Origin of the sequence: Dyadobacter sp. 3J3, assembly GCF_009801115.1 — a bacterium.
Classification (GTDB): Bacteria; Bacteroidota; Bacteroidia; order Cytophagales; family Spirosomataceae; genus Dyadobacter.
Genome location: NZ_VTOL01000007.1, coordinates 204,637 through 231,457 on the forward strand (window position 1 = coordinate 204,637; position 26,821 = coordinate 231,457).

Annotated in this window: 18 protein-coding genes; 11 read left to right on the forward strand and 7 right to left on the reverse strand. The window is 40.0% G+C overall.

Annotated elements, in window-relative coordinates:
• The first annotated feature begins 54 nt into the window (after positions 1 to 54).
• The 6 genes from FZF08_RS16730 (at position 55) to FZF08_RS16755 (ending at position 7,539) form a co-directional block, all read left to right on the forward strand.
• On the forward strand, positions 55 to 492 hold the full coding sequence (locus FZF08_RS16730) for a hypothetical protein (protein ID WP_159470788.1): 438 nt from the start codon (positions 55 to 57) through the stop codon (positions 490 to 492).
• A gap of 211 nt (positions 493 to 703) precedes the next feature.
• A complete protein-coding gene (locus tag FZF08_RS16735) occupies positions 704 to 1,618 on the forward strand; it encodes an ABC transporter ATP-binding protein (RefSeq protein ID WP_159470790.1) in 915 nt (304 codons plus the stop codon).
• 49 nt (positions 1,619 to 1,667) lie between these two features.
• On the forward strand, positions 1,668 to 2,996 hold the full coding sequence (locus FZF08_RS16740) for an ABC transporter permease (protein WP_159470791.1): 1,329 nt from the start codon (positions 1,668 to 1,670) through the stop codon (positions 2,994 to 2,996).
• A gap of 244 nt (positions 2,997 to 3,240) precedes the next feature.
• A complete protein-coding gene (locus tag FZF08_RS16745; RefSeq protein WP_159470793.1) occupies positions 3,241 to 6,219 on the forward strand; it encodes a DUF2723 domain-containing protein in 2,979 nt (992 codons plus the stop codon).
• Positions 6,220 to 6,387: 168 nt separating this feature from the next.
• Positions 6,388 to 6,981 (forward strand): Crp/Fnr family transcriptional regulator, encoded by a 594-nt coding sequence (locus FZF08_RS16750; RefSeq protein WP_159470795.1) that lies wholly within the window; start codon positions 6,388 to 6,390, stop codon positions 6,979 to 6,981.
• Between the two features lie 159 nt (positions 6,982 to 7,140).
• The gene (locus tag FZF08_RS16755) at positions 7,141 to 7,539 is read left to right on the forward strand and encodes a hypothetical protein (protein WP_159470797.1); all 399 of its coding nucleotides are present in this window, start codon (positions 7,141 to 7,143) and stop codon (positions 7,537 to 7,539) included.
• A 42-nt stretch (positions 7,540 to 7,581) separates the two neighbouring features.
• Here the strand turns inward: FZF08_RS16755 and FZF08_RS16760 are convergent, their stop codons facing one another.
• The 3 genes from FZF08_RS16760 to FZF08_RS16770 all read right to left on the reverse strand — a co-directional run bounded on the left by FZF08_RS16760 (position 7,582) and on the right by FZF08_RS16770 (position 10,775).
• Complete coding sequence (locus FZF08_RS16760; protein ID WP_159470799.1) at positions 7,582 to 8,775, reverse strand: endonuclease/exonuclease/phosphatase family protein; 1,194 nt, start codon at positions 8,773 to 8,775, stop codon at positions 7,582 to 7,584.
• A 150-nt stretch (positions 8,776 to 8,925) separates the two neighbouring features.
• The gene (gene dnaJ, locus FZF08_RS16765; RefSeq protein WP_159470801.1) at positions 8,926 to 10,092 is read right to left on the reverse strand and encodes a molecular chaperone DnaJ; all 1,167 of its coding nucleotides are present in this window, start codon (positions 10,090 to 10,092) and stop codon (positions 8,926 to 8,928) included.
• A 101-nt stretch (positions 10,093 to 10,193) separates the two neighbouring features.
• Positions 10,194 to 10,775, reverse strand: coding sequence for a nucleotide exchange factor GrpE (locus FZF08_RS16770; protein ID WP_159470803.1), 582 nt, complete (start codon positions 10,773 to 10,775; stop codon positions 10,194 to 10,196).
• Between the two features lie 147 nt (positions 10,776 to 10,922).
• Between FZF08_RS16770 and queG the strand changes: the two genes are divergently transcribed.
• From queG to FZF08_RS16795, 5 genes are all read left to right on the forward strand, one after another.
• The gene (gene queG / locus FZF08_RS16775) at positions 10,923 to 11,870 is read left to right on the forward strand and encodes a tRNA epoxyqueuosine(34) reductase QueG (protein ID WP_159470808.1); all 948 of its coding nucleotides are present in this window, start codon (positions 10,923 to 10,925) and stop codon (positions 11,868 to 11,870) included.
• Positions 11,871 to 11,941: 71 nt separating this feature from the next.
• A complete protein-coding gene (locus FZF08_RS16780; protein ID WP_159470810.1) occupies positions 11,942 to 12,355 on the forward strand; it encodes a DUF1761 domain-containing protein in 414 nt (137 codons plus the stop codon).
• Positions 12,356 to 12,468: 113 nt separating this feature from the next.
• Positions 12,469 to 13,323 (forward strand): universal stress protein, encoded by an 855-nt coding sequence (locus tag FZF08_RS16785; protein ID WP_159470812.1) that lies wholly within the window; start codon positions 12,469 to 12,471, stop codon positions 13,321 to 13,323.
• Between the two features lie 57 nt (positions 13,324 to 13,380).
• Positions 13,381 to 14,460 (forward strand): magnesium/cobalt transporter CorA, encoded by a 1,080-nt coding sequence (gene corA, locus FZF08_RS16790; protein ID WP_159470814.1) that lies wholly within the window; start codon positions 13,381 to 13,383, stop codon positions 14,458 to 14,460.
• A 92-nt stretch (positions 14,461 to 14,552) separates the two neighbouring features.
• A complete protein-coding gene (locus FZF08_RS16795; protein WP_159470816.1) occupies positions 14,553 to 17,024 on the forward strand; it encodes a bifunctional UDP-N-acetylmuramoyl-tripeptide:D-alanyl-D-alanine ligase/alanine racemase in 2,472 nt (823 codons plus the stop codon).
• Positions 17,025 to 17,076: 52 nt separating this feature from the next.
• On the opposite strand, the gene ppk1 is transcribed toward FZF08_RS16795, so the two are convergent.
• The 4 genes from ppk1 to FZF08_RS16815 form a co-directional block, all read right to left on the reverse strand.
• Entirely contained in the window at positions 17,077 to 19,380 is a 2,304-nt protein-coding gene (gene ppk1 / locus FZF08_RS16800) for a polyphosphate kinase 1 (protein ID WP_159470818.1), read from the reverse strand.
• A gap of 172 nt (positions 19,381 to 19,552) precedes the next feature.
• A complete protein-coding gene (gyrB, locus tag FZF08_RS16805) occupies positions 19,553 to 21,508 on the reverse strand; it encodes a DNA topoisomerase (ATP-hydrolyzing) subunit B (protein WP_159470820.1) in 1,956 nt (651 codons plus the stop codon).
• 275 nt (positions 21,509 to 21,783) lie between these two features.
• Positions 21,784 to 23,421, reverse strand: coding sequence for a hypothetical protein (locus tag FZF08_RS16810; protein WP_159470823.1), 1,638 nt, complete (start codon positions 23,419 to 23,421; stop codon positions 21,784 to 21,786).
• Positions 23,422 to 23,619: 198 nt separating this feature from the next.
• The gene (locus FZF08_RS16815; RefSeq protein WP_159470825.1) at positions 23,620 to 26,790 is read right to left on the reverse strand and encodes a PVC-type heme-binding CxxCH protein; all 3,171 of its coding nucleotides are present in this window, start codon (positions 26,788 to 26,790) and stop codon (positions 23,620 to 23,622) included.
• Positions 26,791 to 26,821 lie beyond the last annotated feature (31 nt).

Below are 26,821 nucleotides of genomic sequence, written 5' to 3' on the forward strand. Positions count from 1 at the left end.
TAGCTTTCTAAAAATAATCAATTGTTTCTCAACTTTTCCAAACTTCTCCCCCGAATGAAACCCGGACTTATCCTTGAAAACGAATTGGAACCAATCTTTTTGGGCAAATTTCCTCCCTTCCCAGAAAACGTTAAAGAATTTTTAGTAAAATATGGCCCGTATTTTCTTCTTGTAGGGGCAATTTTGACTTTGTTTGGTTTACTTGCAGCATTTGGAATTGGAACTGCGGCCATTGGAGTAGGAATGATTGCGTACGGCGGAGGGTTCTCAATGTATGTAGGTTTGCTGATTGCCACAGTCATTATGGTAATGTATCTGATGGCATTTTCTCCGCTTCGGGCGAGAAAAAGAGCCGGATGGAACTTGCTTTATTATGCTCTAATATTAAGTTTGATCAGTAACCTTCTACAATTAGCTTTGTTTGCATTTATTATCGGCGGAGTAATTGGCTTTTGGGTTTTATTTCAGATCCGTGAAAAATATATTTTTTGACCAACAAGTTAAATTTCAAAATATAACAAGAGCCGGCAAATCCTGTCGGCTCTTTCGTTTTTTACCACTAATCCGACTATTTGAGCATTTATCAGTTTTAGTCTTTGTAAAGCATCTTATACTTTGCATCTTTGGAATATCGATTTTACAATATCCGGATTTCCTGCAAAGGGAGTCATTAAAAGGCACACGTACAATTACCTAACACAAGATGAATATTATAGAAGTTAAAAATATTACGAAAGATTATTCAAATCATCGTGCGTTGGATGATGTTAGCCTCAATATCCCCAAAGGTTCTATTTTCGGACTTCTAGGGCCAAATGGTGCCGGAAAAACTTCATTGATACGTATTATTAATCAAATAACAGGTCCAGATTCCGGGCAGGTTTTTTTTGATGGACAGCCACTTGGCCAGCAGCATATTTCAAAAATTGGTTATCTACCGGAAGAGCGCGGTTTATATAAGAAAATGAAAGTGGGCGAGCAGTTGCTTTATCTTGCCCAGTTGAAAGGCTTATCCCAAAAGGAAGCTATGGAAAAGCTTAAAATCTGGTTTGTCAAATTTGATATAAAAACCTGGTGGGACAAAAGCGTATCCGATCTCTCAAAGGGAATGCAGCAAAAAGTGCAATTTGTATCCACTGTTTTGCATGAGCCGGAATTGATCATTCTCGACGAACCTTTTTCCGGTTTTGATCCGATCAATGCCAATCTGATTCGTGACGAAATTCTGGAATTGAAACAAAAAGGCAGCACGATCATCTTTTCCACGCATAGAATGGAAACGGTTGAAGAGCTTTGCGATAACATCGCCCTGATTCATCGTGCAAAAAAAGTATTGGACGGCCCAAAATCGTTGATAAAAGAACAGTTTAAAACGAATACTTTTTATATTGAATATCGTGGAAGCCTGAACGGGTTGGAACAAAAATATCAACTTGAAAATACAAAGCAGAGTGAAAACGATTTTCTCCGTACCAATATTCATTTGCCAGCCGGAATTACATCCAATGAACTGCTAAGCGATCTACTTCCGCAAGTTGAAATTCGCGCTTTTGGAGAAAATATTCCTACTATGAGTGATATTTTCATGCGGGCAGTTAACGAAATTCCCGAAGCCTGACGCGCCAATCTTCATCATATTAACACTACTCTCTAACTAAATTAAGATAATGCGAAATATATTTCTGGTTATAAAAAGGGAATACATGGTTCGGGTGAAGAAAAAGTCATTTTTGATCATGACCATTCTTGCACCGGTACTGTTTGTAGGAGGATATGCCCTGGTAATCTGGATGGCGATCAGCTCGGTGGATAGTAAAACCGTTCAGGTGGTTGACGAAAGTGGCCTTTTTACTAATGAATTTAAAGATTCTGAGTCGATCAAATTTTCTTATTTGAAATCCTCTATTGATTCGGCAAAAAGTCATTTTACCGGAAGTGAAGCCAATGCGCTGGTTTACATCCCCAAAAATGTAATCACCTCGCCAAAAAGCGTCCGTATTTATGCTCCTAAAAATGTGAGCATGGAGCTGAAATCTGAAATTGAGGATGTTATTGAAAAACAGATTGAAAATATAAAACTTTCTGAAGCTGGCATTACACATAAAATTCTGGAAGATTCCCGTGTCAATGTTCATTCGGAAACGATAAGCCTAAGCGCAGAAGGAGAAAAAACAAGCAGCTCCAGTGCGGCCACAATTATTGGTGGAATTTGTGCATTTCTTATCTATATGTCGGTTTTCATATACGGAACACAGGTAATGCGCGGCGTAACAGAAGAAAAAACCAGCCGGATTGTGGAGGTTATTATTTCTTCGGTAAAACCTTACCAACTGATGATGGGGAAAATTATCGGGGTAGCATTGGTTGGACTTACGCAGTTTTTACTCTGGATTTTCCTCACAATTTCACTTACTACGGTTGCATCCAGTGTTCTGAGCAATAAAATGCCAAAAGATTCCAAGCAAATGCAGCAGGAAATGCAAAAAATTCAAAAAGGAATGCCTGCTTCCCAAATGGCAACTTCGGGTGTAGATAATCCGGTAGCGGAGGTTTTAGGCGCTGTCAATAGTTTAAATATTCCGTTGATCGTTTCCTGCTTTTTGTTTTATTACCTGGGCGGATATTTGTTTTACAGTGCTCTTTTCGGGGCGGTCGGAGCCGCAGTTGACAACGATGCTGACACCCAGCAATTTATGCTCCCAATCACTTTGCCCATTATTTTCTCCTTCGTTTTCGCACAGTTTGTACTGCGTGATCCGGATGGTAATCTGGCTTTCTGGACTTCTATGATTCCTTTCACGTCACCTATTATTATGATGGTGCGGATACCTTTTGGAGTTCCAGCCTGGCAAATTGCCCTTTCTATGGTTTTTCTGGTTTTAGGTTTTATCGGCACAATCTGGGTGGCGTCTCGTATTTACCGGGTTGGGATATTAATGTATGGCAAAAAAGTCACCTACAAAGAACTGGCCAAGTGGATTTTTTACAAAGTTTAATAAAAATCTAATCCCCAATTCAGCGGACTTACAGCAGGTTTAGGATGTTATTTTATTCTCAAAAATTGTTATAAACAAATCCTTTAACACTTTTTAAGATCTCTTAACCCTTGCCGTTGAGGTTATTTTGCTAATTTTGAGGCACCGATTAAATATGCAGCTATTTTTTGGAGAAATGCGGCTGGATAAAACCGCCATAAAAATTCCATAATTACCTGTAAACTCATAACCATAAACTATTATAATGACCCGTTTCAACCGTTCCAACAACCTTACGGGTTGGATTGTTTTCGCCATCGCATTTCTTACATACGCACTTACCGTTGAACGAACGGCCAGTTTTTGGGATTGCGGCGAATTTATTGCCTGTGCATTTAAGTTACAGGTTCCTCACCCTCCGGGAGCTCCCTTTTTCCTTTTGATAGGAAGAATTTTTTCCATGTTTGCTTTCGGTGATCTTTCCAATGTCGCTTACTGGGTCAATATGGTTTCGGTGCTCAGCAGCGCTTTCACTATCCTTTTCCTGTTTTGGACAATCACGCTTTTAGCCCGCAAAATAATTGGAAAAACAGACGACGAATTAACTCAGGGAGATATTTTGCTTTTAATGGGTGCGGGAGTCGTAGGTGCTTTGGCCTATACCTGGTCTGATTCATTCTGGTTCTCAGCCGTTGAAGCGGAAGTTTACGGTATGTCGTCATTCTTTACAGCGATTGTAATCTGGGCTGTTTTCAAATGGGAACGCATCGAAGATCCCGCTGCTGAAAATCGTTGGCTGATATTTACAGCGTATCTGGTTGGACTTTCTATTGGAGTCCATTTGCTTAACCTTGTTACCATTCCAGCACTTGCGTTGGTTTATTATTTCAAAAAATATCCTAAACCAGGAATTTTTGGGGGTGTTATCGCTTTTATTGGCGGTTTGGTAATCCTTGCCATTATTAACTCAGGTATTATTCCCGGGCTTCCTAGTATTGCCGGGAAATTCGAGATATTTTTCGTCAACTCACTTGGCCTTCCGTTTAAATCTGGTGTAATATTTTTTATTGTTATTTTCCTTGGCTCATTGGTCTGGGGGATTATTTATTCTCAGAAAAAAGCGAAGGTATTATTGAATACCGGCCTTTTGTCACTTGCTTTTATTCTGGTTGGTTATGCCTGTTACCTGATGGTTTTGGTACGTGCAGAATACAATCCGCCGATCAATGAAAATAATCCTAATGACGTTCTTAGTTTCGTTTCTTATTTGAAAAGAGAGCAATACGGGAGCCGTCCCTTATTATATGGACCATCTTTTGTATCCCGCCCAACAAGCCAGAAACGCGGAGCGCCTATGTACCGCAAAGAAGCTGGAAAATATTCAATCTACGATTACCGCCCTGAATACGAATACGAACCAGGCAGCAGTATGCTTTTGCCTCGTATGTATAGCACGCAGGCAGGTCACCCGCAGCTATATCAACAAATGACAGGATTGGCCGAAGGACAAAAACCGACCATGGCGCACAATCTTTCGTTTATGTTCTCATACCAGATCGGGCACATGTACTGGCGTTATTTCCTATGGAATTTCGTTGGCCGTGAAAGTGACGAAGAAGGCGCAGGAAATCTTTTGCCATGGGATGCGTTCAAAAAATTTCCATCGATTATTGAAAATAACAAGGCACATGACAATTTCTTCATGCTGCCTTTTATCCTGGGACTTTTTGGTGTGGTGATCATGTATTTCCGTCGTCAGCGCGATTTACTGGTTCTTGGATTGTTATTTTTATTAACCGGTGTTGCGCTTGTAATTTACCTGAATTCCCCTCCTACCGAGCCTCGTGAGCGGGATTATATTTACGTAGGTTCATTCTACATCTTCTGTATGTGGATCGGAATCGGGGTTATTGCATTTGCGGACGGATTGAATAAAATTGTCAAAAATTCAGTAACCCGTGCCGGCGTTGCAACCGGATTTAGTTTGATCGTTCCTATTATTATGGGAGCAAAAGGATGGGATAATCACAACCGTGACCATCGTTACCATTCTGTTGATTTTGCAAAAAACCTTCTGAATTCCTGCGCGCCAAATGCAATTTTATTTACAGGTGGTGATAACGATACTTTCCCGCTCTGGTACGTTCAGGAAGTGGAAGGATTCAGGACCGACGTTCGTGTTTGTAACCTTAGTTTGTTAGGCACCGACTGGTACATTGATCAGATGAAACGTAAAACGTACCTTTCAGAGGCGCTTCCGATTTCCCTGGATAAAAACAACTATGCTTTTGGTAAAAACGATATCGTTCCTTTTTATGAAATACCAAGCGTTAAAAATGGTATTAATCTGAAGGAATATATGGGATTAGTAAAACAGGAAAATAAAGCCATTCAGGTACCGCTTACCAGTGGCGATATGACTTCGATTTTGCCTTCATCAATTCTTTTCCTACCAGTGGATGTTGAAGCGGTTAAGAAAATGAATATCATCAAAAGTGACCTTTTACCATATCTGAGTGATTCTATTAGCTGGACAGTTGGGAAGGGAGATTTGTACAAATCGGATCTAATGATGCTTGACATGATTGCTACCAATGACTGGAAAAGACCGATTTACTTTTCTTCAACATTAGGGGGATCGAGCTATCTTAACCTGAAAGAATATATGCAGTTGGAAGGTTATGCTTATCGTCTGTTACCTGTAAAAGTTCCGGGTGCTTCTGATGGCTATGTAAATTCAGACATCATGTACCAAAATCTGATGAACAAAATGTTCTGGCGGGATCTGGACAACCCGAAAACGTATTATGACAATACCTATCTTGGTTCACCAATTTTTACAGCCCGTATTGCTTTCCTACGACTTGCCGGTCAACTTATTGCAGATGGCAAAACAGGAGAAGCTAAAAAGGCTATGGACAAAGCATTATCAGTAATGCCAGACAAAAGTATACCTTACGATCAGATTTCTTCGAATTTCATCGGTACACTTTTTGACCTGGGAGAGACTAAAAAAGCGCTTGAAATTGCTGACGTAATGGCTAATCGTTCAGATGAAAACCTTACATGGTCAAGAGAAAATCCTACGACTAAACGTCGTGACAGCCAAGTAGATTTATATATTCTGCAAACAATTGTTCACGAATGTAAGGAAGCTAAACAGGAAGTTGCTGCCAAAAAATATGAAGCTATTTTCCAGAAACATCTGGCGGCTTTTAATATGTACGGAAATCCGGCTCAGTAAGATAATCTGATCAAAGAAAACGGGAGCTATCTTTATGGCTCCCGTTTTTTTTTAAAGCCTTAAAAAGAAATACTATTTCTTTTCTGTAAAAATGAGTAATTTTAAGATCAACGGTATGAAAATCAGCAACGGGTATTTCTTGAAAAGTATTATTTTTCATGCCAACGTATGCACAAAATTTTCGCGTTACTTTGTAACTACAATATTATAAGTGAGAGAACTTACAATGCAGTTCTCCAAAAACTTGTTATAGCTGAATTCAAGCAGGGCACTATTTTAATTTCTCCTGATCGCCCTCAGGAAATGGTTTATTTCATTGCAGAAGGTATTACCCGGAACTTTTACCGTCATCATGACCAGGAATGGACGCACGGTTTCGATCTTGCCGGTGACTGCATCATGACTTCGGCAAATTTTATTGATGATGAACTGTCAATGGATTATGTGGAAACATGTACGGATGTGAAGCTATATGGTATCAGCAAAAAAGATTTCCAGGTACTTATGCTTCTAAATCCTGACCTTGAAAAAGTATCCGGCAAAATTCTGGAAAGACGGCTGAGCCGTTTTGAAAAAAGAATGCAGGATCTTTACACCCTGACTGAGGATGATTTGTTTATGAAATTCAGCAAGGAATTTCCAACAATTTTTTCTCAGGTTGAAGACAGACATGTGGCCAGTTATCTGCGAATAAGCCTGGGTATGTTTTTAAAGTTGAAGAAAAAAAAAGTTCTTGAAAAAAACTCAGGAATAGCAATGTAAATATTACTCGGATAGTGCTTAAATGTTAAGCGTTATTCGAATAATTGTTCGATATTGTACCTTAAATCAAAGGCCTCCTCTTTTAGTATTAAACTGTGAATAGTTCCGAATGTATTTTTTTGCTTCCGGATTATCCCTGAATTATTGTTAAAACAGAGTATGCGTACCTTATTGATTTCTACTTTTTGTATCCTCTTTGCATTCGGGCTGTCCGCATGCAGCGATTCAGCTCCTTCAAATACTACGGTCCAATTTTTAGTAACCAATAAATCCACGACAAAGATAAACCGCTTAACAGTATTTCTTCAGGAGGAAGACACAACGAGAACCAGGCTTATTGACTCTGTTTTCATCACCAATATTCCCGATAACCTTCCGATCAGACTTACGTACGATATCGATAAAAATTCCTCAAAAGGAAGTTATAAATTGATAGCACTCGGTACATTAAAGAAATGGAATATAAATTTCGGAAAATTTTCAGGAAAAATCGATGCTGATTCTGACCATCTCTATAATCTGGAAATTCTTGAAGATTCGGTTGCCGTTATACAATAAAAAAAGGAGCCGAAGCTCCTTTTACTAATCCCATTTTTTCTACTAATCCAGTTTTACCTTCACCCAAACCAGTCTGTGGTCTGAGCTTGATTCTCTTTTCTCGACGAGATCAAACATGGGCTCTCCTTTTGCAGGCCAAAAAACACCACTATCTATTATTTTAAATCCATTTCGGGATGGTAAAACGTAATCAGCACGCATGCGCCAGAATGCTGTATGATTCTTCGAAAATGGATTATTTGCTGAATGTTCAGCGCCGCCCTTACTTTGAGGAGCGTTTTCATTTATTAGTTTAGGATGGGCTAACAACGACCTGATACCTTCTCCAATGGCGTTTCCTTCATCCGGAGAAGCGTTTTGATCGCCCAAAATAACAAAGGACGAATTTGCAGCTAAGCCACCGTGAACACCTTTATCATCATAAATATATTGATTACCTGAATCACTGATATAGTCTTTCCAAAACCTGATCTCGTCGTGATTTCTTTTTCCATTTCTATCCTCTGCACCGTCAAATGAAGGCGGCGTTGGGTGGCTGGCCAAAAAATGAATCGTTTTATTCCCCACTTTCACAGGAACATCCCAATGTGATTTAGATGATAAAGGGAAACTTGCCCAGGCTTCCGGAGCATACCAATCGCTGCCATCTGCTTTTACCGTTTTCAAAGCACCCGGCATATCTTTCCACTTAAAATTCTGGAAAGTTCTTACTTTTCCAAGATCAATCGGATATCTTGAAATCAACATCATCGCGTACTGCCCCGGATACAAGCCAAAACCCCAGGCATCCGCTCCAAACTTCCCGGCTATTCCGTTATTATCCAAATCGTAAGGACTCGGCTGACCGGTATTAACTGTTCCGTAATAATAGTAAGGATAATCGATTGCCTTTGAACCATCCTGATCTTTTCCGAGGTAGCCTTTGATAAATTGCAAAACACCCTGATTCGGATCTTTAATGTAATCAAACTCATTCAGTAAAATCACGTCCGGACGCACAGTCTGGATTATTTTTGCAATGTTTTTTATCTGTTGATTATTTCCTGATGCCAGTTCATTAATAAGTACTTTTTCTGAAAGATCGGGAGTTCCCTTTTTAACATAATTCTCCGACTCCATACTTACATTATAGGTCGCAAAAGTTAATTCCTTTGGTGTGGTTTGTGCTTCAAGGTTCATGATGGAACAAAACATGGCGAGTGCCGCCACCGATACTTTTAAAAATTTATGATTCATAATTTTCTTGTTGATTCTTCTGGCAAAGATAATTCCCGAAAGGAAGTATAAATATTTATTGTCATTACATTTATATTAAACAATCAGACAAAAATAAAGCGAGCCAACTCATCACTGAACCGGCTCGCTTTTATATTTTTTCAAAATTGATCAATGAAAGAAATCTTTCATTTTATCAAAAAATCCTTTTTCATTTTTACCTGGTTTCGGCTGAAAATTTGGAGAATTTCTTAAAGATTCCAAAGTTTCACGCTCATCGGAAGATAATTGCTGAGGCGTCCACACGCTGATATGTACCAGCTGATCTCCTTTTCCGTAACCATTCAAATCTTTAATTCCTTTTCCTTTCAGGCGAAGAATTTTACCAGCCTGTGTTCCTGGTTCGATTGTAATACGTGCTTTTCCGTCAATCGTAGGGATTTCTGTGGAAGTTCCCAAAGCTGCATCAACGAAACTCATGTGCATATCAAAAACGATATTATTTCCGTCACGTTTCAGGTTTGCATCTTCTTCTTCTTCGATCACGATCAGCAAATCTCCGGCAACGCCGCCCCTCGAAGGAACATTCCCTTTACCTGACATTGAAAGCTGCATACCTTCTGCAACACCGCCAGGAATATTCAACGTAATCAGATCATCCTGTAATAATCTTCCTTCACCAGCGCAAGTATCGCAACGCTCACTGATGATTTTTCCGTCACCGTTACATTGCGGACAGGTACTTGTTGAAACCATTTGTCCCAACATCGTACTAACTACTTTACGCACCTGGCCCGTACCGTTACAGCCTGTACAAGTTGTCAGTGAAGTACCATTTTTAGCACCGTTTCCTCCGCAAGTATTACAGCTAACGTGACGTTTTACTTTTATTTTTTTCTCTACGCCGTTGGCAACTTCTTCAAGGTTAAGTTTCAACTTAATTCTCAAATCAGAACCACGACGAACCCGACGTCCGCCACCTCCGCCGCTACGTCCGAAAATATCTCCAAAAGGACTTTCGCCACCGCCAAAAATATCACCAAACTGAGAGAATATATCGTCCATGGAAAATCCACCGCCTCCAAATCCGCCTGCACCAGCTCCCGCACCTCCATTACCCACATGTCCGTATTGATCGTATCGAGCACGTTTGTTATCATCACTCAGGATGCTGTAAGCCTCGGCAGCTTCTTTAAATTTATCTTCCGCTGTGGGATCTTCCGGGTTTTTATCCGGGTGAAACTTTATTGCCAGCTTGCGGTAAGCCTTCTTGATCTCATCCGCAGCCGCGCCACGATCCACTCCAAGAACTTCGTAATAATCTCTTTTCTTTGCCATTTTAAGTTTTCAATGAGTAATGTATGGAGTCTTTCACCATCGCAAAAAATTCATAATGGATGATTCAAATCATACATTAACATTATTTATTTATCATTATTTCACGCACCAACGATAACCTTGGCGTAGCGAATTACTTTATCATTCAATAAATATCCTTTTTCAATTTCATCAATTACTTTACCTTTCAAATCCTCCGAAGGAGCAGGGAACTGCGCGATTGATTCATGAAGTTCTGCATCAAAAACTTCCCCTTTTGACTGCATCGGTTTCAAGCCCTTTGCTTCAAGTGCTTTGTAAAGTTTGGTATAGATAAGATCAACACCTTCCTTCAAAGCTTCAATTTCCGTTGAAGAATCAAAAGAAACTTTGGCACGTTCAAAATCATCCACGATTGGAAGTACTGCCTTGATCACATCTGCACTTGCCACGGAAAGCATTTCAAGTTTTTCTTTTGCCGTACGTCTGCGGAAGTTTTCAAAATCAGCATAAAGACGTAAATATTTATCTTTCAGTTCTGCAACTTCTGTTTTATGCGCCTCTGCCGGATCTGTCACTTCAACCTCACCAATAACTTCACCAGCATTGTCCATTGGCAAGCCATTTTCAGCGAAATTTTCATCATTATTTACCACATTGTCAGTATTCATATCTCCGGCTTCGTCGTTTATTTGGTTTTCCATATCCTTATCTATATTGACTCTGTATTTTTCGGCATAATTTACCCACGCTTTCCTGATAAAATCATTAACGGAAGTATACTAAATTACTTTGCCAGCGATAAAAAACTGACAAGATGACATTCCCAAGGCATTTCGTAACTTTGTATCATGACCACAGAAGATCTCGTACGAAAGGAACGCAGCCAATTTATCAAATCGAAAGCAGCCGAAATTGGTTTCGATTTCTGCGGTATTTCCAAAGCTGAATTTCTGGAAGCAGAAGCACCACGACTGGAAAACTGGTTAAACCGTCAGCAAAATGGAGCCATGGGTTATATGGCTAATCACTTTGACAAACGCCTTGATCCCAGAAAACTCGTCGACGGAGCGGAATGTGTGATCTCTGTACTATTAAATTATTACCCTGCTGAAAAACTTCCCGAAGGTCCGGAAGATCTAAAAATTTCCAAATATGCCTACGGAGAGGATTATCATTTTATTTTAAAAGATAAACTGAAATTACTACTTGAAGCAATCCAGGAAGAAATCGGAGAAATAAGCGGCCGGATTTTTGTTGATTCAGCCCCTGTTATGGACAAGGCCTGGGCAGCAAAAAGCGGATTGGGTTGGGTTGGCCGCCATTCCAATTTATTAAATCGCGATATGGGAAGTTTCTTTTTTATAGGAGAAATAATCTGTGATTTAAAGCTAGCCTACGACGGTGCTGTTAAAGATTATTGCGGAACCTGCACGCGCTGTGTTGATGCTTGCCCTACCGATGCCATCACAGAACCTTATGTTGTGGATGGCAGTAAATGCATCAGCTACTATACAATCGAACTGAAAGATGCCATTCCGGATGATGTAAAAGGAAAATTTAATAACTGGATTTTCGGTTGCGATATTTGCCAGGATGTTTGCCCGTGGAACCGCTTTTCACAGACTTCCAAAATACCGGAGTTCTCTCTTTCTCAGGAGCTAAGCGGATTTTCAAAAAATGACTGGGAAGAAATTACCGAACAAGTTTTCCGCGAGCTTTTCAGACGCTCGCCCCTGAAGCGCACAAAGTATGATGGTTTAAAAAGAAATATTGACTTTCTAAAACCGTTAACCTAATAAGCACGTAAACGCTCCGACCCAAATTCTTGATTGAAATTTCCTTTTGATGACCGAAAAATACTCTGCTTATGAGAAAACAATCCGTCAATCTTTGGGCCGTGCTTGTATGTGTGGTGATCGGACAAATTATTCCCGCTTTATGGTATTACCTTTTTGCAGAGCAATGGACAACGCTGAACGGTTTTGAGAAACCTGCTATGGACTCCGCCAACAGTTCGGTCCCTTATCTGGCAAGCATCGTCTCCTCCGCCTTTATGGCTTATACCCTTGGCTGGGTTTTCACTAAAATTCCTGTAAAATCCGGTTATATCGGTTTTTTAATCGGTCTGCTTTTTGGAATTGTTTTCGTGCTTTTTGAAATTATCGTAAAAGATATGTTTTCAAAAAGATCTCTGGAACTTTCACTGATCGACGGCGGTGTGCGTGTGATCATTTATTGTATTACAGGCTTTATTCTTGGAATTTGGCGCAAATACGAATAATAATGAGCAAAGTCATAGTCGATTGGCACCATTCTTTACACTCTGTTCATACGTTATAAGAACTATTAAGTTAACTTGGCGTCCAACTAGAAAGCCTGTAAACCGCTACGATTATGAACAAGATTTTGATTCCCATCGATTTTTCTGAAAATGCTGACCGTGCGTTAAGCGCAGCAAAACTTATGGCAGATAAAGAAAGTACTGAGTTGATTATTTTACATGCTTACCAACCTTATATTCCGGATGTAAGTGTAATGCCTGGCAGCGTTTTACCAGGAATCGGTTCACCGGATTATTCCTATGTTGGCGTAGATCTTGAAAATAATTTCCGTCATCAGCTTGATGAATATGTTGCCAAAATTTCGGCAGAAGGTTATAAAACTAAATCAATCTGGGCTGTAAGTGGTATACAATCGGCTATTGAAGATGCTGTTGCTGAAAATAAACCAGACCTGATTGTTACCGGAAGAACCGGAACAGGTGGATTTCTGGACAAATTAATCGGCAGTTCCGCTACGCATATTGCGCTTCATTCTCATTGTCCGGTATTAATAATTCCACCCCAAGCTGAGCCAAAGAAATTCGCAAAAGTGGTTTATGCAACGCAGCTCGAATATTCAGAAAACGATATTCTCAAAGAAGTATATGTGCTGATGAATCATCTGGGAAGTAATTTGACTTTGTTAAAAGTAAATGCTGAACATCAGCCAAATATTCAGTCCGACAATCAATATCTTGATGAAATAAAAGCAGAGTTTCCGCAAAGTATTAATACCGTTGTTTACCGTGACGATAAGAGTGTTTTAGATGGAATCGAGGCCTATTGTGATGAAGTGAGCGCAGATCTGTTGATTATGTCAACGCGTGAACGTTCATTTATTGAAGAGTTTCTTATCAATCCAAGTGTGACAAGAAAACTGGTGGTGGACACACATGTTCCTCTGCTTATTTATCACCTTGCAGAATAAAACCGGAATACTTTATATTTACTATCCACTCAGGTAATATCGTCAGTTCAGATTCGAATGTCTAAGAGAAAGCATCGTCAGAAGCGGGAAAATTTGTTAACATCTCCTGGTACACTTACGTACATTGGCCCCGATATTGAGTTAAAAACCAAAGTCAGAAAACTGCAATATAATGCCGATTTCTACAAAGACGATGCTGTCACGAGCCTTGCCGAATGCGGTGTTAGCCAGAATCTGGAACCTCATATTACCTGGCTGGATGTAGATGGAATTCATGAAACTTCCCTGGTTGGAAAAATCGGAAATCTGTATCATCTCCATCCATTGATTCTCGAAGATATTGTCAATACCGAACATAAGCCAAAACTGGAAGTTTATGATACTGGCTATATATTTCTGACGTTGAAAATGCTTCATGTGGAGTCGGAAGAGCCGCTTGAAATTTCATCGGAACATGTAAGTTTTGTAGCCGGAACAGATTATCTGATTTCTTTTCAGGAAGAAAGAAAAGAAGACATTTTCAAACCGGTTATTGACAGACTTAAAGCATCGGTTGGAAAAACACGCAGAAACGGGACTGATTATCTGGTTTTTGCTTTAATGGATGTGATCGTTGATAATTACTTTTTTGTGCTGGAAAAGTTTGGAGAAAAGCTTGATTCGGTTGAAGAAAGTGTAATCAGCGGATCTAAAAACCAATCTTTAAATGATCTGTATGCATTAAAACGGGAATTGACATTTGTAAGAAGGGCGATCTGGCCTTTGCGTGATATGATTAATCAGCTGATCCGGGAAGACAATCCTTTGATCAGCAAAGATGTGGTTCCGTACTACCGGGACCTTTACGATCACATCATGCAGGCCGTTGATACCATCGATTCCTATCGCGAATTACTGGCAAGTCTTGCCGATGTGCATCTTTCGACGATTAGCAACCGTATGAATGCCGTTATGAAAACGCTGACCATTTTCTCGGCGATCTTCATGCCGCTGACTTTTATCGTTGGGGTTTATGGTATGAATTTTGAAAATATGCCCGAGCTGAAAAGTCCGCATGGCTATTACTATACCTGGGGCGTAATGGTTATTGTGACCATTGGGATGCTGATCTATTTTAGAAAAAGAAGATGGATCTAACCCGTGAATCGCAGATATTCCGTTCATATTTATAAATAACCATACAAAAACATCATTCTTTAATACCTTTGCACTTTGCAAATATGATTGGAATGATTCTGACTGAAAATACAACTGCATCCATACAAACCCAGGCAAGTTATCTGCTTACCGATAGCCGCCAATTATCCTTTCCCGGAAAAAGCATTTTTTTTGCAATCAAAGGTGAGCGCCACGACGGGCATCAATTTCTCTCAGACCTTTACGAAAAAGGAGTCCGGGAATTTGTCGTTGAAGATGCATCACTAACCGATGCGCTCAAAACTGAAATAAATTCCTGGCATGATGCGAAAGTCTGGACAGTATTTTCCAGTGTTCGCGCCTTACAAAAAATAGTTACTGAGCATCGTAATCAGTTTAATATTCCTGTTTTAGGAATTGCCGGAAGTAATGGAAAAACCATTGTTAAAGAATGGCTTTCTCAACTGACAGCACCGGGGCAACGCGTTATTGCCAGTCCGAAAAGTTATAATTCACAAATCGGCGTTCCGCTTTCGGTCTGGAATTTAAAGAAAGAACATACCTTGGCCATTTTTGAAGCCGGAGTTTCCCGCGCACATGAAATGGAATATCTTCAACCTGTTATCAAACCAACCATTGGTATTTTCACCAATATTGGTTCCGCTCATGATGACGGTTTCCGTAGCAGAAAACAAAAAATCACGGAAAAACTTCGTCTTTTTACAAAGGTCAAAAAACTGATTTATTGTAAAGATTATACAGAAGTTGATGAAGAAATAAAGCTGATATTGAAACCGGTAAATCCGTTTTTGAAAACGATCAGCTGGGGAATTCAGCCTGGTGCTGATGTTACAGTTTCTTACGATTTACAAAAAGATAAAACAGTTATAACGCTAAGCGGTCTGTTTGGGAATAATCGTTTTGAAACAGGTTTTCGAGACGATGCTTCACTGGAAAATCTGACGCATTGTATCTTATTTCTCCTTGATTTTAGCTTACCGGCTTCTGTTATTCAGGAGAGGATTTTAATACTTCGCCCGGTATCCATGCGACTTGAATTAAAAGAAGGAATCAATAATTGTTATGTTATTGATGATACGTATAACAATGATCTTCAAGGCCTTACAATGGCTTTAAATTTCATGTCGCAACAAGAACAACGTAGCCACAGGACAGTAATTTTGTCTGACGTTTTACAATCAGGACAAACACCGGCAGAGCTGTATGGAATTATTGCCCAATTATTAAGGGAGAAAAAAATCGACAAACTGATCGGTATTGGCCCGGAAATGTGCCGCCAGATTATTCAGTTTGATACTACCGAAAAGGATTTTTATCCAAATACTGATACATTCCTGACGTCATTTCCTTTCAATTCTCTACATGACAGTTTGATATTGGTAAAAGGTGCCAGAACATTTTCATTTGAAAAAATTGTTCACCGCCTTCAGCAAAAAGTCCATGGTACTGTGCTGGAAATAAATCTGGACGCGCTAACCCATAACCTTAATTTTTACCGGGCAAAAGCAGGTTCTGAAACAAAGATTATGGTGATGGTGAAAGCTTTTGCTTATGGAAGCGGAAGTTCGGAAGTAGCAAGTTTGCTACAATATCATCGCGTGGATTATCTGGGCGTTGCTTATGCAGACGAAGGAGTATCATTACGTCAAAGCGGAATCACGTTGCCCATTATGGTCATGAATCCAACTGCGCCTACTTTTGATACACTTTGGCAATACCATCTGGAACCTGAAATTTACAGTCGCAGGATTCTGGGTGACTGGATTGCCTATGTCAAAAATAAAAATACTCCTTCCGACATGCCCTCTGTTCACTTAAAACTGGATACCGGTATGCACCGTTTAGGTTTTGTAGAAGATGATTACGAATGGCTTTCGCAGCAGCTTATAGAAAATCCGGATATACATGTTTCAACAATTTTTAGTCATCTCGTCGGTGCTGATGAAGGCGTACATAATAATTTCTCTCATCAACAATATGAACGTTTTGTCAAAGGTTCATCATTGATTGAGAACGCATTAGGATATACAATAACCAAGCACATTTTAAATTCAGCAGGAATTGTCCGTTTTCCAGAGTTTAAATTGGATATGGTACGCCTGGGAATTGGATTATATGGTGTAGAAGCAACAGGCCAGCAGCAGCATTTTCTACAATCGGCCGGAACTTTGAAAACGGTTATTTCTCAAATTAAATATTTATCAGCCGGAGAAACGGTTGGATATAGCAGACGCGGCCTCATCGATCACGATTCTGCTATAGCAACATTAGCAATCGGTTATGCCGATGGCTATGACAGGGGATTGGGAAATGGTATCGGGGAATTTTGGGTGAACGGAACACTTTGTCCTACCATAGGAAATGTGTGTATGGATATGACGATGATTGATGTCACCAATGCTCAGGCGGAAGAAGGTGATGAAGTGATTGTTTTTGGAAAAGAAATGCCAATAACGGATCTGGCAAAACGGATCAACACAATTCCCTATGAATTACTGACCGGAATCGGCGAAAGAGTAAAAAGGATATTTTTTAAAGAATAAAACAAAAAAAGCCGATTGGATATCCCAACCGGCTTTTTATTATTTCTTAGTTTTATTCTGCTGCTTTCTCTTCCGCAGGTTCTGCCAATTGCTGTTTTGCCTGATCTTCTTCAATCGTATCTGCCGGTTTTTGATCCGGCACAAAAAGTTTAACCTTTAAAACATCTTCCAAAGTAACATTAAAAAACGCTTTATGAATATTTAAAGGCTCCTCATTCGGTTCCAGACATTTGATGTAAGTCCCGTCTTCCTGCATTTCGTAAGCATTGACGTTATCGAGCAAGCTGAAATACAGAATATGAATCGCTTCCTGCTTCACACGGATATCAACCAGTTTGAATAATGATTCAATACGACGGTCAAAACTGCGGACCATTGCATCAGCACTACCTCCATAAACCAAAGGATCTCCGTTTTGATGGAAATAAAATATTCTTGAATGCTCAAGGAAATCACCAACAAGAGATCGAACAGAAATATTTTCGCTCAGTCCTACTCTTCTTGGACGTAAACAGCACATACCGCGAACAATCAGACGAATCGGAACGCCAGCTTTTGAAGCAGCATATAGCTCCTCAATAGTCTCTTTGTCTTCAAGTGAATTTATTTTGATACAAATCCCGCAAGGTAAACCCGCTTTTGCATTTTCCGCCTCTTTCTGAATCAGTTCGATCAGCTTCTTCCGCATATAACGCGGTGCTGTGATCAGATTCTGATATTCCGTTGGGCTCGAATGCCCGGTGATTACATTAAAGAACTCGGAAATATCCTGGGTGTATTCCTCGTTAGTTGTAAGTAATCCAGTATCAGTATATAATCTTGAAGTATCTTCATTGTAATTTCCACTCGATAAATGCGCATAACGAAGTACCCGGTTTCCTTCATTACGAACGATTAAAAGAAGCTTTGTATGCGTTTTCAACTGACCAATACCATAAATCACGAAACAACCCGCTTTTTGTAAACGCTGTGCTTCCTTGATATTATTTTCTTCGTCAAACCGCGCTTTTACTTCAAACAGAACGGCTACGTGTTTTCCGTTTTCTGCTGCATGAAGTAAGGCTTCTGTAACCCTTGAATTTTTCGCCAGACGATAAATCGTAAGTTTGATCGAAAGCACTTTTGGATCTTCCGCAGCCTGTTCCAGCAATTGGAGGACCGGTTCGAAATTGTTATAAGGATGATGTAAAAGAATATCTTTTTCTCTCATCGCCTCAAAAACATCAACTATTCTTTCTCTTTCCAATCCCAAAGGCGGTACTGGCGGATGTATTGGTGGAATCTGATCCTTGAATTCAGGATGACGGACAATCGCCCAAAGACAAGTATAATCTATAATTCCTTCTTCTTTGAAAACGTTATAGTCATCAATTTCCCAACGTTTTTTGATCAGGTTGAGCAAATCAGGATTGGCATCGGGTTCAATCGCAACACAAACGACCCGGCCAAGACGACGGTTTTTTATTTTTTGTTTGATCTCATCAATAAAATCCGATTCCATATCATCACTTTCTTCCAAAGAAAAATCACCGTTACGGATCAGTCTGAAAAGATTTGTGGATACGATATCGACGTTACGATACAATTTATAAATATGCGCTCTTACAATTTTTTCTATCGGCAAAAACAAAATTTCTTCCTCACGTTCAATAACATAAAATCTTGGAAGATTTAATGGAAGCTGAACAAAAGACAGCTTTTTGTCTTCCTCTGACGTAGAACCTTTGACCTGAGTAATGACACCTAAAATCAAAACTTTTGCCAGCAAAACCGGGAAAGCATGGGTATAATCAAACAACATAGGTGTAAGCATCGGATAAACCGTACGCTCAAAATATTGTTCAATATCAGCAGTTTCCTCTTTTGCCAGATCTTCCATTCCGATAATCCGGAAGCCATGTTTTGCAAACTGCGGCAGAAGATTGGTGTAACATTCACTTTGCAGGCGTACATATTCCTGCAATTCCTTCATCAGCATTTTCCTGAAAGGAATTTCACGCAAACCGGAATAATCCACACGTTCTTTCCCGAAGTCAAGATAATTATATAAACTTCCGAGACGAATTGTAAAAAATTCATCCAGATTGGAAGAAGTAATCGCCAGAAATTTCATTCTGTCAAAAAGATTTCTTTCCTCATTTGTCGCCTGATCCAATACCCGGTCGTTGAATTTAAGCCAGCTCAAATCTCTGCTGATGAAGTCACTTTGTTGAACCAAAGTATTCACCTTTTCTGCGGGACTTACCAATTTTGTGTCGTCCATGGCTGTTTCTTTTGGGTTTTTGAAGTAGGAAAATAAGCTTGAAAGTCTCCCCTTTCTCTCCTGGTTGGTTATGGAATCGGTATGGTCAGGCATAATGTTTAAAAATTAGAACGATCCGTACAATCGTGAAGCACAAAATGCAACGAATCTGATTAAGTATTGTTTCTTGCTTGATGAAGTTTTTGTTAATTTTTTGACCTAAAAAAAACGGACGACTGAACATAGTCAGCCATCCGTTTTAATAATTTTCGACGAGTGCTAACCGTTACACGTCTACACGGGCATATTTTGCATTCTTTTCAATGAAATCACGGCGTGGGCCAACTTCATCTCCCATCAACATGGAGAACAAATGATCTGCCTCTGCTGCTGATTCAATAGAAACCTGTTTAAGACTTCTGCCGTCAGGATTCATCGTTGTGCTCCATAATTGTTCGGCGTTCATTTCACCCAAACCTTTATAGCGCTGAATATTTACCAGATCTTCACGGCCATTACCGATCGCTTTCACTGCTTCTTCGCGCTGCTGCTCTGTCCAGCAATATCTTTCCTCTTTTCCTTTTTTAACCAGATATAACGGCGGCTGAGCAATGTAGATATAACCATTGTCAATCAAAATCTTCATATAACGGAAGAAGAAAGTAAGGATCAGCGTACGAATGTGACTACCGTCAATATCCGCATCCGTCATAATTACGATCTTGTGATAACGAAGTTTGTCAATATTCAAAGCTCTTTCGTCACCGTCTTTTCCGATCTGCACACCCATTGCGGTGAACATATTCTTGATCTCTTCATTTTCATAAATCCGGTATTCCTGTGCTTTTTCAACATTAAGAATCTTACCTCTCAATGGCAAAATTGCCTGAAATGCACGGTTACGGCCTTGCTTTGCAGTTCCACCGGCCGAATCCCCTTCGACAAGGTACAATTCGCAAATCGCAGGATCCGTTTCCGAACAGTCAGAAAGTTTCCCCGGCAATCCCGAACCTGTTAAAATATTCTTACGCTGAACCATCTCACGTGCCTTTTTGGCAGCGATACGTGCTTTTGCCGCAAGAATAACTTTTTCAATGATCGTCCTGGCTTCCTTTGGGTGTTCGGCAAGATAAGTATCAAGCATTTCTGCTACTACCTGACTTACAACACTTACCACTTCTGAATTACCAAGTTTTGTCTTTGTCTGACCCTCAAACTGCGGTTCCTGAACTTTCACCGATATTACGGCTGTCAGGCCTTCACGAAAATCATCTCCGCTAATCTCAATTTTCTCTTTCGCCAGCACACCCAACTTGTCCGCATAGTTTTTAAGCGTTCTAGTCAAAGCAGCCCTGAAACCCTGAACGTGTGTACCACCTTCAACCGTATTGATGTTGTTCACATAAGAGAAAACATTTTCTCCGTATGAAGTATTGTACATCATCGCGATTTCCACAGGCACCGTTCCTTTGGTGTTCTCCATGTAGATCGGTTCAGGAATTAATGCCTGGCGCGTACCTTCAAGGTAAAGTACAAATTCGTTAAGACCAATTTCCGAGTGAAATTCCTCTCCACGGTTCACACCGTTTTCATCCTGCTCACGCTTATCTTGCAACGTGATGCGGATTCCTTTGTTCAAAAAGGAAAGTTCACGAAGCCTGGTTGCAACAGTTTCGTATTTATATTCGGTAACAGTAAAAATCGTTGCATCCGGTTTGAAATGGATAAACGTTCCCGTTTTTTCAGATTCTCCGATTACACGTACAGGGTACAAAGGTTTCCCTTCGCTATACTCCTGCTCAAATATCTTTCCTTCCCTGTGAATTTCTGCACGTAAGTGTATTGAAAGTGCGTTGACGCATGAAACACCCACACCGTGCAAACCTCCGGAAACCTTATAAGTATCTTTATCGAATTTACCACCCGCGTGAAGTACCGTTAAAACTACTTCAAGTGCTGATTTCTTTTCCTTTGCCATAAGGCCGGTTGGAATCCCGCGGCCATTATCCTGAACGGTAACGGAATTATCTTCTTCAATCGTAACGTTGATAGTGTCACAGTAGCCGGCCATTGCTTCATCAATGGAGTTGTCAACTACTTCCCAAATCAAATGGTGAACTCCTTTAAAACCAGTATCACCAATGTACATGGCCGGACGTTTACGTACGGCCTCTAAACCCTCAAGAACCTGGATGTTATCGGCTGAATAATTATTTACTTCACTCCCTATTTCGTTTGCCATATAGTTTGTTTTACTCTACGATAAAAAGAGCCCCGTCAGAGGCTTTTTAAACATACAAAGATACGATTTTTTTGCTCGATAACCTACCCAATTTTAATATTGATGCCCGTAAAATTTCGATATTTCTGCTATAATATCGGTGTCCCTTGTTAATGGAATTATTATAAAACTAAAACGAATAGAATAATTCGTTTCTTCGATCACCAAGTCAGAAAAAAAAACTTTTTAGCCTCGCTATTCAAAAAAAATATCAAAACCGAGCGGGATAAATATCCCTAAAAACGGAGCGTTTGAGTCGTCCAGATAAAATGATTATTATTGAACAATCCAATCTTGTAAATACCAGCAGGGAAATTTTCTATTAAAAAATCAGCTTTAAAGCCTGGTTTGGACAATTTTCCCGTACTCACAAATTCCAGAATACCTGAATGTTGGCGCCGCGCCGGCAACCAGTATCCAATCCTGTCTCCACTTTTAAGGTAAATAAATGTATTGCCCGTTAGCTTGTCATTTTCAATAATTTGTAACTGATGATGATAAGTGCCACTTGCATCCTCATTAACTATTGCCTCCTGAGAAAAATTCAAATCGGAAGATATCCCCTTTAACGAATCCGGTTGTGCGACATTCTTAAAGTTATCATTCATTTTACAAACTCCGGCGGCAACGATTTCCTGATAGGTTTCTTGAATATTTAGATTTAGCTGCTCAACATAATCTAACATTATACCATGATTAATCCAATTCGATTCGTCCGCTACAAGCCAGTTTTTCCGATACTGAATATCCGTATTATATGTGAAGTAGCTTAGAGCATTAAATAAAACTGCAAAGACAATAAAAAGTGCTGCAATCTTATTTCTAGCGCGTGTATTTACAAAAGAAAGTATTACAATATATACCCAGCACAAAACATACGGAGCGTAGTGCTGATAGCGCGCAGCGAGTAATGTTTCAATTCCCGCCCAGCTTCTTGACACACTTACCAATGTTCCGGTGATTCCCAGAAATAAAACATTCCCCAGCAGCATTTTATCAAACCCATTTAGGAACGGCATCGACTTTAAGCGTGATATCCTTAACTTTGGAATCAGATATATAGCTAGAATCAATATCATCACAGCACCAAGCAGAACAGCGGCGTTTACATCCAACGTCCTGATTCTGGTAAGGGATCCAAAAAAAGCAAAGAAGGACATGATCAGTCGGACAGGATCCGAAAAACTTTTTCCAAAATCAGCATTCTGACCTTTTTCAAAATCCCAGAAATAGATTAACCCAACTAGAAGCCAGACTCCTGCCCAGACTAGCGCTGTACGATTTCTTCGATCCAGCAATGCAAGCGTAATTCCGATAAAGAAACTAAAAATGCCATTGCCGTGGGTAAATGTTGCAATAACTGCAATCAAAATTGCCCAGTTATATTTATTCTTAGAACATAAATAAGTCAGGAGGGAAAACCAGAAAACGATCACAGATTGCTGCAAAATACTGATCGACCAGGTTACATTATCAGTATATTGAGGTTGTAAAAAAATAAAAGGAATCGCAATAAACATCCACACCGGCAACTTAAAATGCCTGAACCCTTCCCAAAAAAACCACAAATTTCCAATCCACAGAAGATTCCCTATTATAATTAAAGTTTTCCAATTGATTGCTCCTTCGATTTTATAGTCAAGAAGCGTAAGTAGTCTTGGAAAAAGAATACGGTGCTCATTATGCTGTTTCATTAGTATAGCAAGCTTCTCCCAGAATCCATCCACTTCCTGAATCCATAAAACAGTTTTCAGTAATTGAAAATCATCCGCGAAAAATAAATGAGCAGAATTGGAGATGGCATATATCAGATATAATATAATGGGCAGAAAAATGGCAAAAATTACAGGAATTGATCTTCCGTATTTACTCATACTGTTTGTGATGTTTTGTAATGCAAGTTTAAACTTACCATAAGTACTGAAAGGCCAAATTTAAGCAATGATTTAGTTTTAATATCAGATAACCCCAAACCAGAATAAATCCTATGCGAAAAAGAGGATGAGTTTGACTCATCCTCTTTTTTTTAAATTGTATTCCGCAAGATTTAATTATGAGCTAATCTGGTTCCATTATTTCTCCATTGCATGTTCCTTTAACAACTGGCCTGGTGAATAAAAATCCTTTTTGCTCTCTGTCAATTTCCTTATTTTCTGAACCTTATCCGGCAAAATGGCAGGTCCTTTATTTCCAAAAGAATTTCTCACATAAGTCAAAACGGCTGCTACCTCATCATCATTCAACAAACCGCCAAACGGTGTCATTGGAACCTGCCCGGGATATTTTTTACCATTAACATCAATAGGACCAAGCAGTCCTTTTAATACAATTTTGATTAAACGGTCATCATTTCCCATTACCCATTTATTACCAGTAAGTGGTGGAAAACCGGAAGCTTCCAGTCCTTTTCCATCAGGTTGGTGGCATGTAGTACAATAGCCATCCTTGGCATAAATTATTTTCCCCTGATTAAAAAGAGCAAGCTCATTTCCTTTCAAACCAGAATTCGAAACTACTTCTTTTTCCTTTTTGACATTTTCACCTTTCAAATGGGCAACTGCGGCATCATAAGCATGAATTGACCACTCATCTAAGGGCTTTTTCCTGGCTTCTGCCAAAATAGGCAAACCTTTTTCTTTGCCAATCCATGAAGCAGCAACAATCGCAGCCAAACGAACCCGGCTGTTTTCATCCTGCGCTGCCTGCATCAGCAAATTCGCCTGATCAGAAACCTGGTGCCCGGTATAACGTACCACTGTAACGGCGGCAGCTCTGGCGTGATAATCTTTCGCTTTCAAAACCTGTTTCAAAAGTTTCTGATCAACCTTATCCATACCCCAGCTAACCCAAAGCCCTTCTAAAAGATGGTGTTCATATTTTGGATCTTTTTTATCCAGTCCATTCACCCAAACTGTAAGTTTTGATAAAACCTGAGTCACATCTCTTCCTCTCAATTCGCGGCGCGTTCTATATCGGGAACGGTATTCAGGAAGTTTCAGATTTTCAAAAAGTTCTTCGATACTTGCTCCATCAATTTTCGCAGGTTTAACCAACGGTCTCGACGGGTAAGTAATCCGGTAAACACGTCCGTGCGAATGATCACGCAAAGGATCGCGTGCATTGTGCTGCATGTGACCGATCAGGATATTGTGCCAGTCGATCACATAAAGTGAGCCATCAGGAGCAAATTCCATATCAACCGGACGGAAATTTTTATCTTCACTAACTAACAAATCCTGTCTGTGGTGACTGGCATAACCCGTTCCGTCATCTGTCAAAGTATGTTCTTTTGTTCCCAAAAATCCGATCGTATTATTGATCAGGAAATCTCCCTGAATATTGTCAGGAAAATGACGGCTTGACACAAATTCCAAACCGGATGTCGGACGTACTTTATGTGCTTCTTCAATCAATGTAGGGCCTTTGTGCGTGAACTCTCCATATCTTGGCAATACCGATCCCGGCATCATCCAGCGAACATCCGGGCCAGAAGTTTCCGCAAAAAATGGTTGTCCCCAATCATCAAACGCAATTCCCCAGGGATTAGGAATAGAAAGCTGAGCAGTCCGTTCCAGTTTATGAAGTTGTGGCGCATAACGGTAAAAGCCACCATTTGTCGCACGAACTGGTCCGTAGGAAGTTTCAACATTGGTATGCAAAAACACACCTTCGCCAGAATAAATCGCTCCCGAAGGATCGACTGTAAATGCGTGACTGTTATGGTGCGTGTCATGATCATCAAAACCGCTTAAAAGAATTTCGCTTTTGTCCGCTTTTCCATCACCATCGGTATCCATCAGGATTTTCAGGTTTGTACCCTGCGAAACATAAACGCCTTCTTTGGCAATTTCGAATCCAAGCGGAAGATGCAGGCCATCTGCAAAAACAGTCTGTTTGTCCGCCTTTCCATCATTGTTAGTATCTTCCAGAATAATGATTTTATCATTAGGTTTCGAATCTCCCGGCTTGTAATGCGGGTAACTTGGCATGGTTGCAATCCAAAGTCTTCCTTTGTTATCAAATGACATTTGCATGGGTTTTGCCAAATCCGGAAATTCCTCTTCCGAAGCAAAAAGATCGATTTTATAACCTTCCGGTACTTTGAGTTTTGCAAGCGCATCAGCTCCGTACAAGTATGTCAAACTTCCGTTTTTCTCAGGATTGAAATTGGTTTTAACCGGAGGTAATGCGGAAGTATTTTTATCCGCCACAGCCAGGTCCATCTTTTCACCTTTGGATGCAGCCAGCCAGACAGCCTGATCACGGATATCGGTTAATTCACGAATTTTCTGGATTTCGGCAGGATAATTGTCCTGTCCAAAAGGATTGTAGCGACGACCATAGACGTGAACGCCATTAGGAATTTTGATATCATTATGCCACATCCAGTTTTTTTCCAAAACTGCGGCGTCAACCAGTTTCCGGTTTACTTCTGCCTTTGGTTTTACATTCCCAAAAAGCTGATCTGACAACAATAATCCCAATTTTTCATAACCTGCCGCGGTAAGTTGAGAACCATCAATGGTTAACGGCTCCGTGGTAGTGTCATACCATTTTTGAGATGGAGTGAAAGCATCGACATACAAGACTTTATTTTGATCCGCCACTTCTTTCATCGCTTTTGCATAAAGTGCAATGTTGACGTTTTCTTTCTTCCCGTTTGGCAGATCCATTTTGGCAGACAAATCTTCAAAAGCAATCGGTGAAACCAACGCCAATTGCGGAGCCGTAACTCCATTGTATTTTTGGCTTAATGTATATTTTACAAAAGCATCCAGTTCAGCTTTGTAATTCGCAACACCTTGTGGGCCGTTAAAAGATTCATTATAACCGAAAAAGGCAATAATAATATCCGTTTTCAAACGGGTAAGCCATTGATCCGGCGTTTCGAAGTGACCTTCACTTTGGGAATTATTAGCAAGTTCCGTCTGGAATTTTTCTGCTCCTGGAAACGCCCAGGGAAGGTTACGACTTGCATGTGGACGAAAACCAGGGGTATCACCGCCATCACACATATTGCGGATGTAAAGCGTACTATCAGGATACCGTACCTGCATTTCAGTTTCGAAAGAACCGTAATTCATCATGCGCGATCCCAGATTATTGCCGATCAGCATAATATGAGATCCTTTTTTAATTTTTAGCGTATTCGATTCACTGAACTGAAAAGCGCTGAAAGCAATGATAGCCAACGAGAAAAAGATGACTGAAACATTGAAACTTATTTTTCGGGGTTTAGACATTTTGATTTTTGATAATGATTCAAAAATTTAA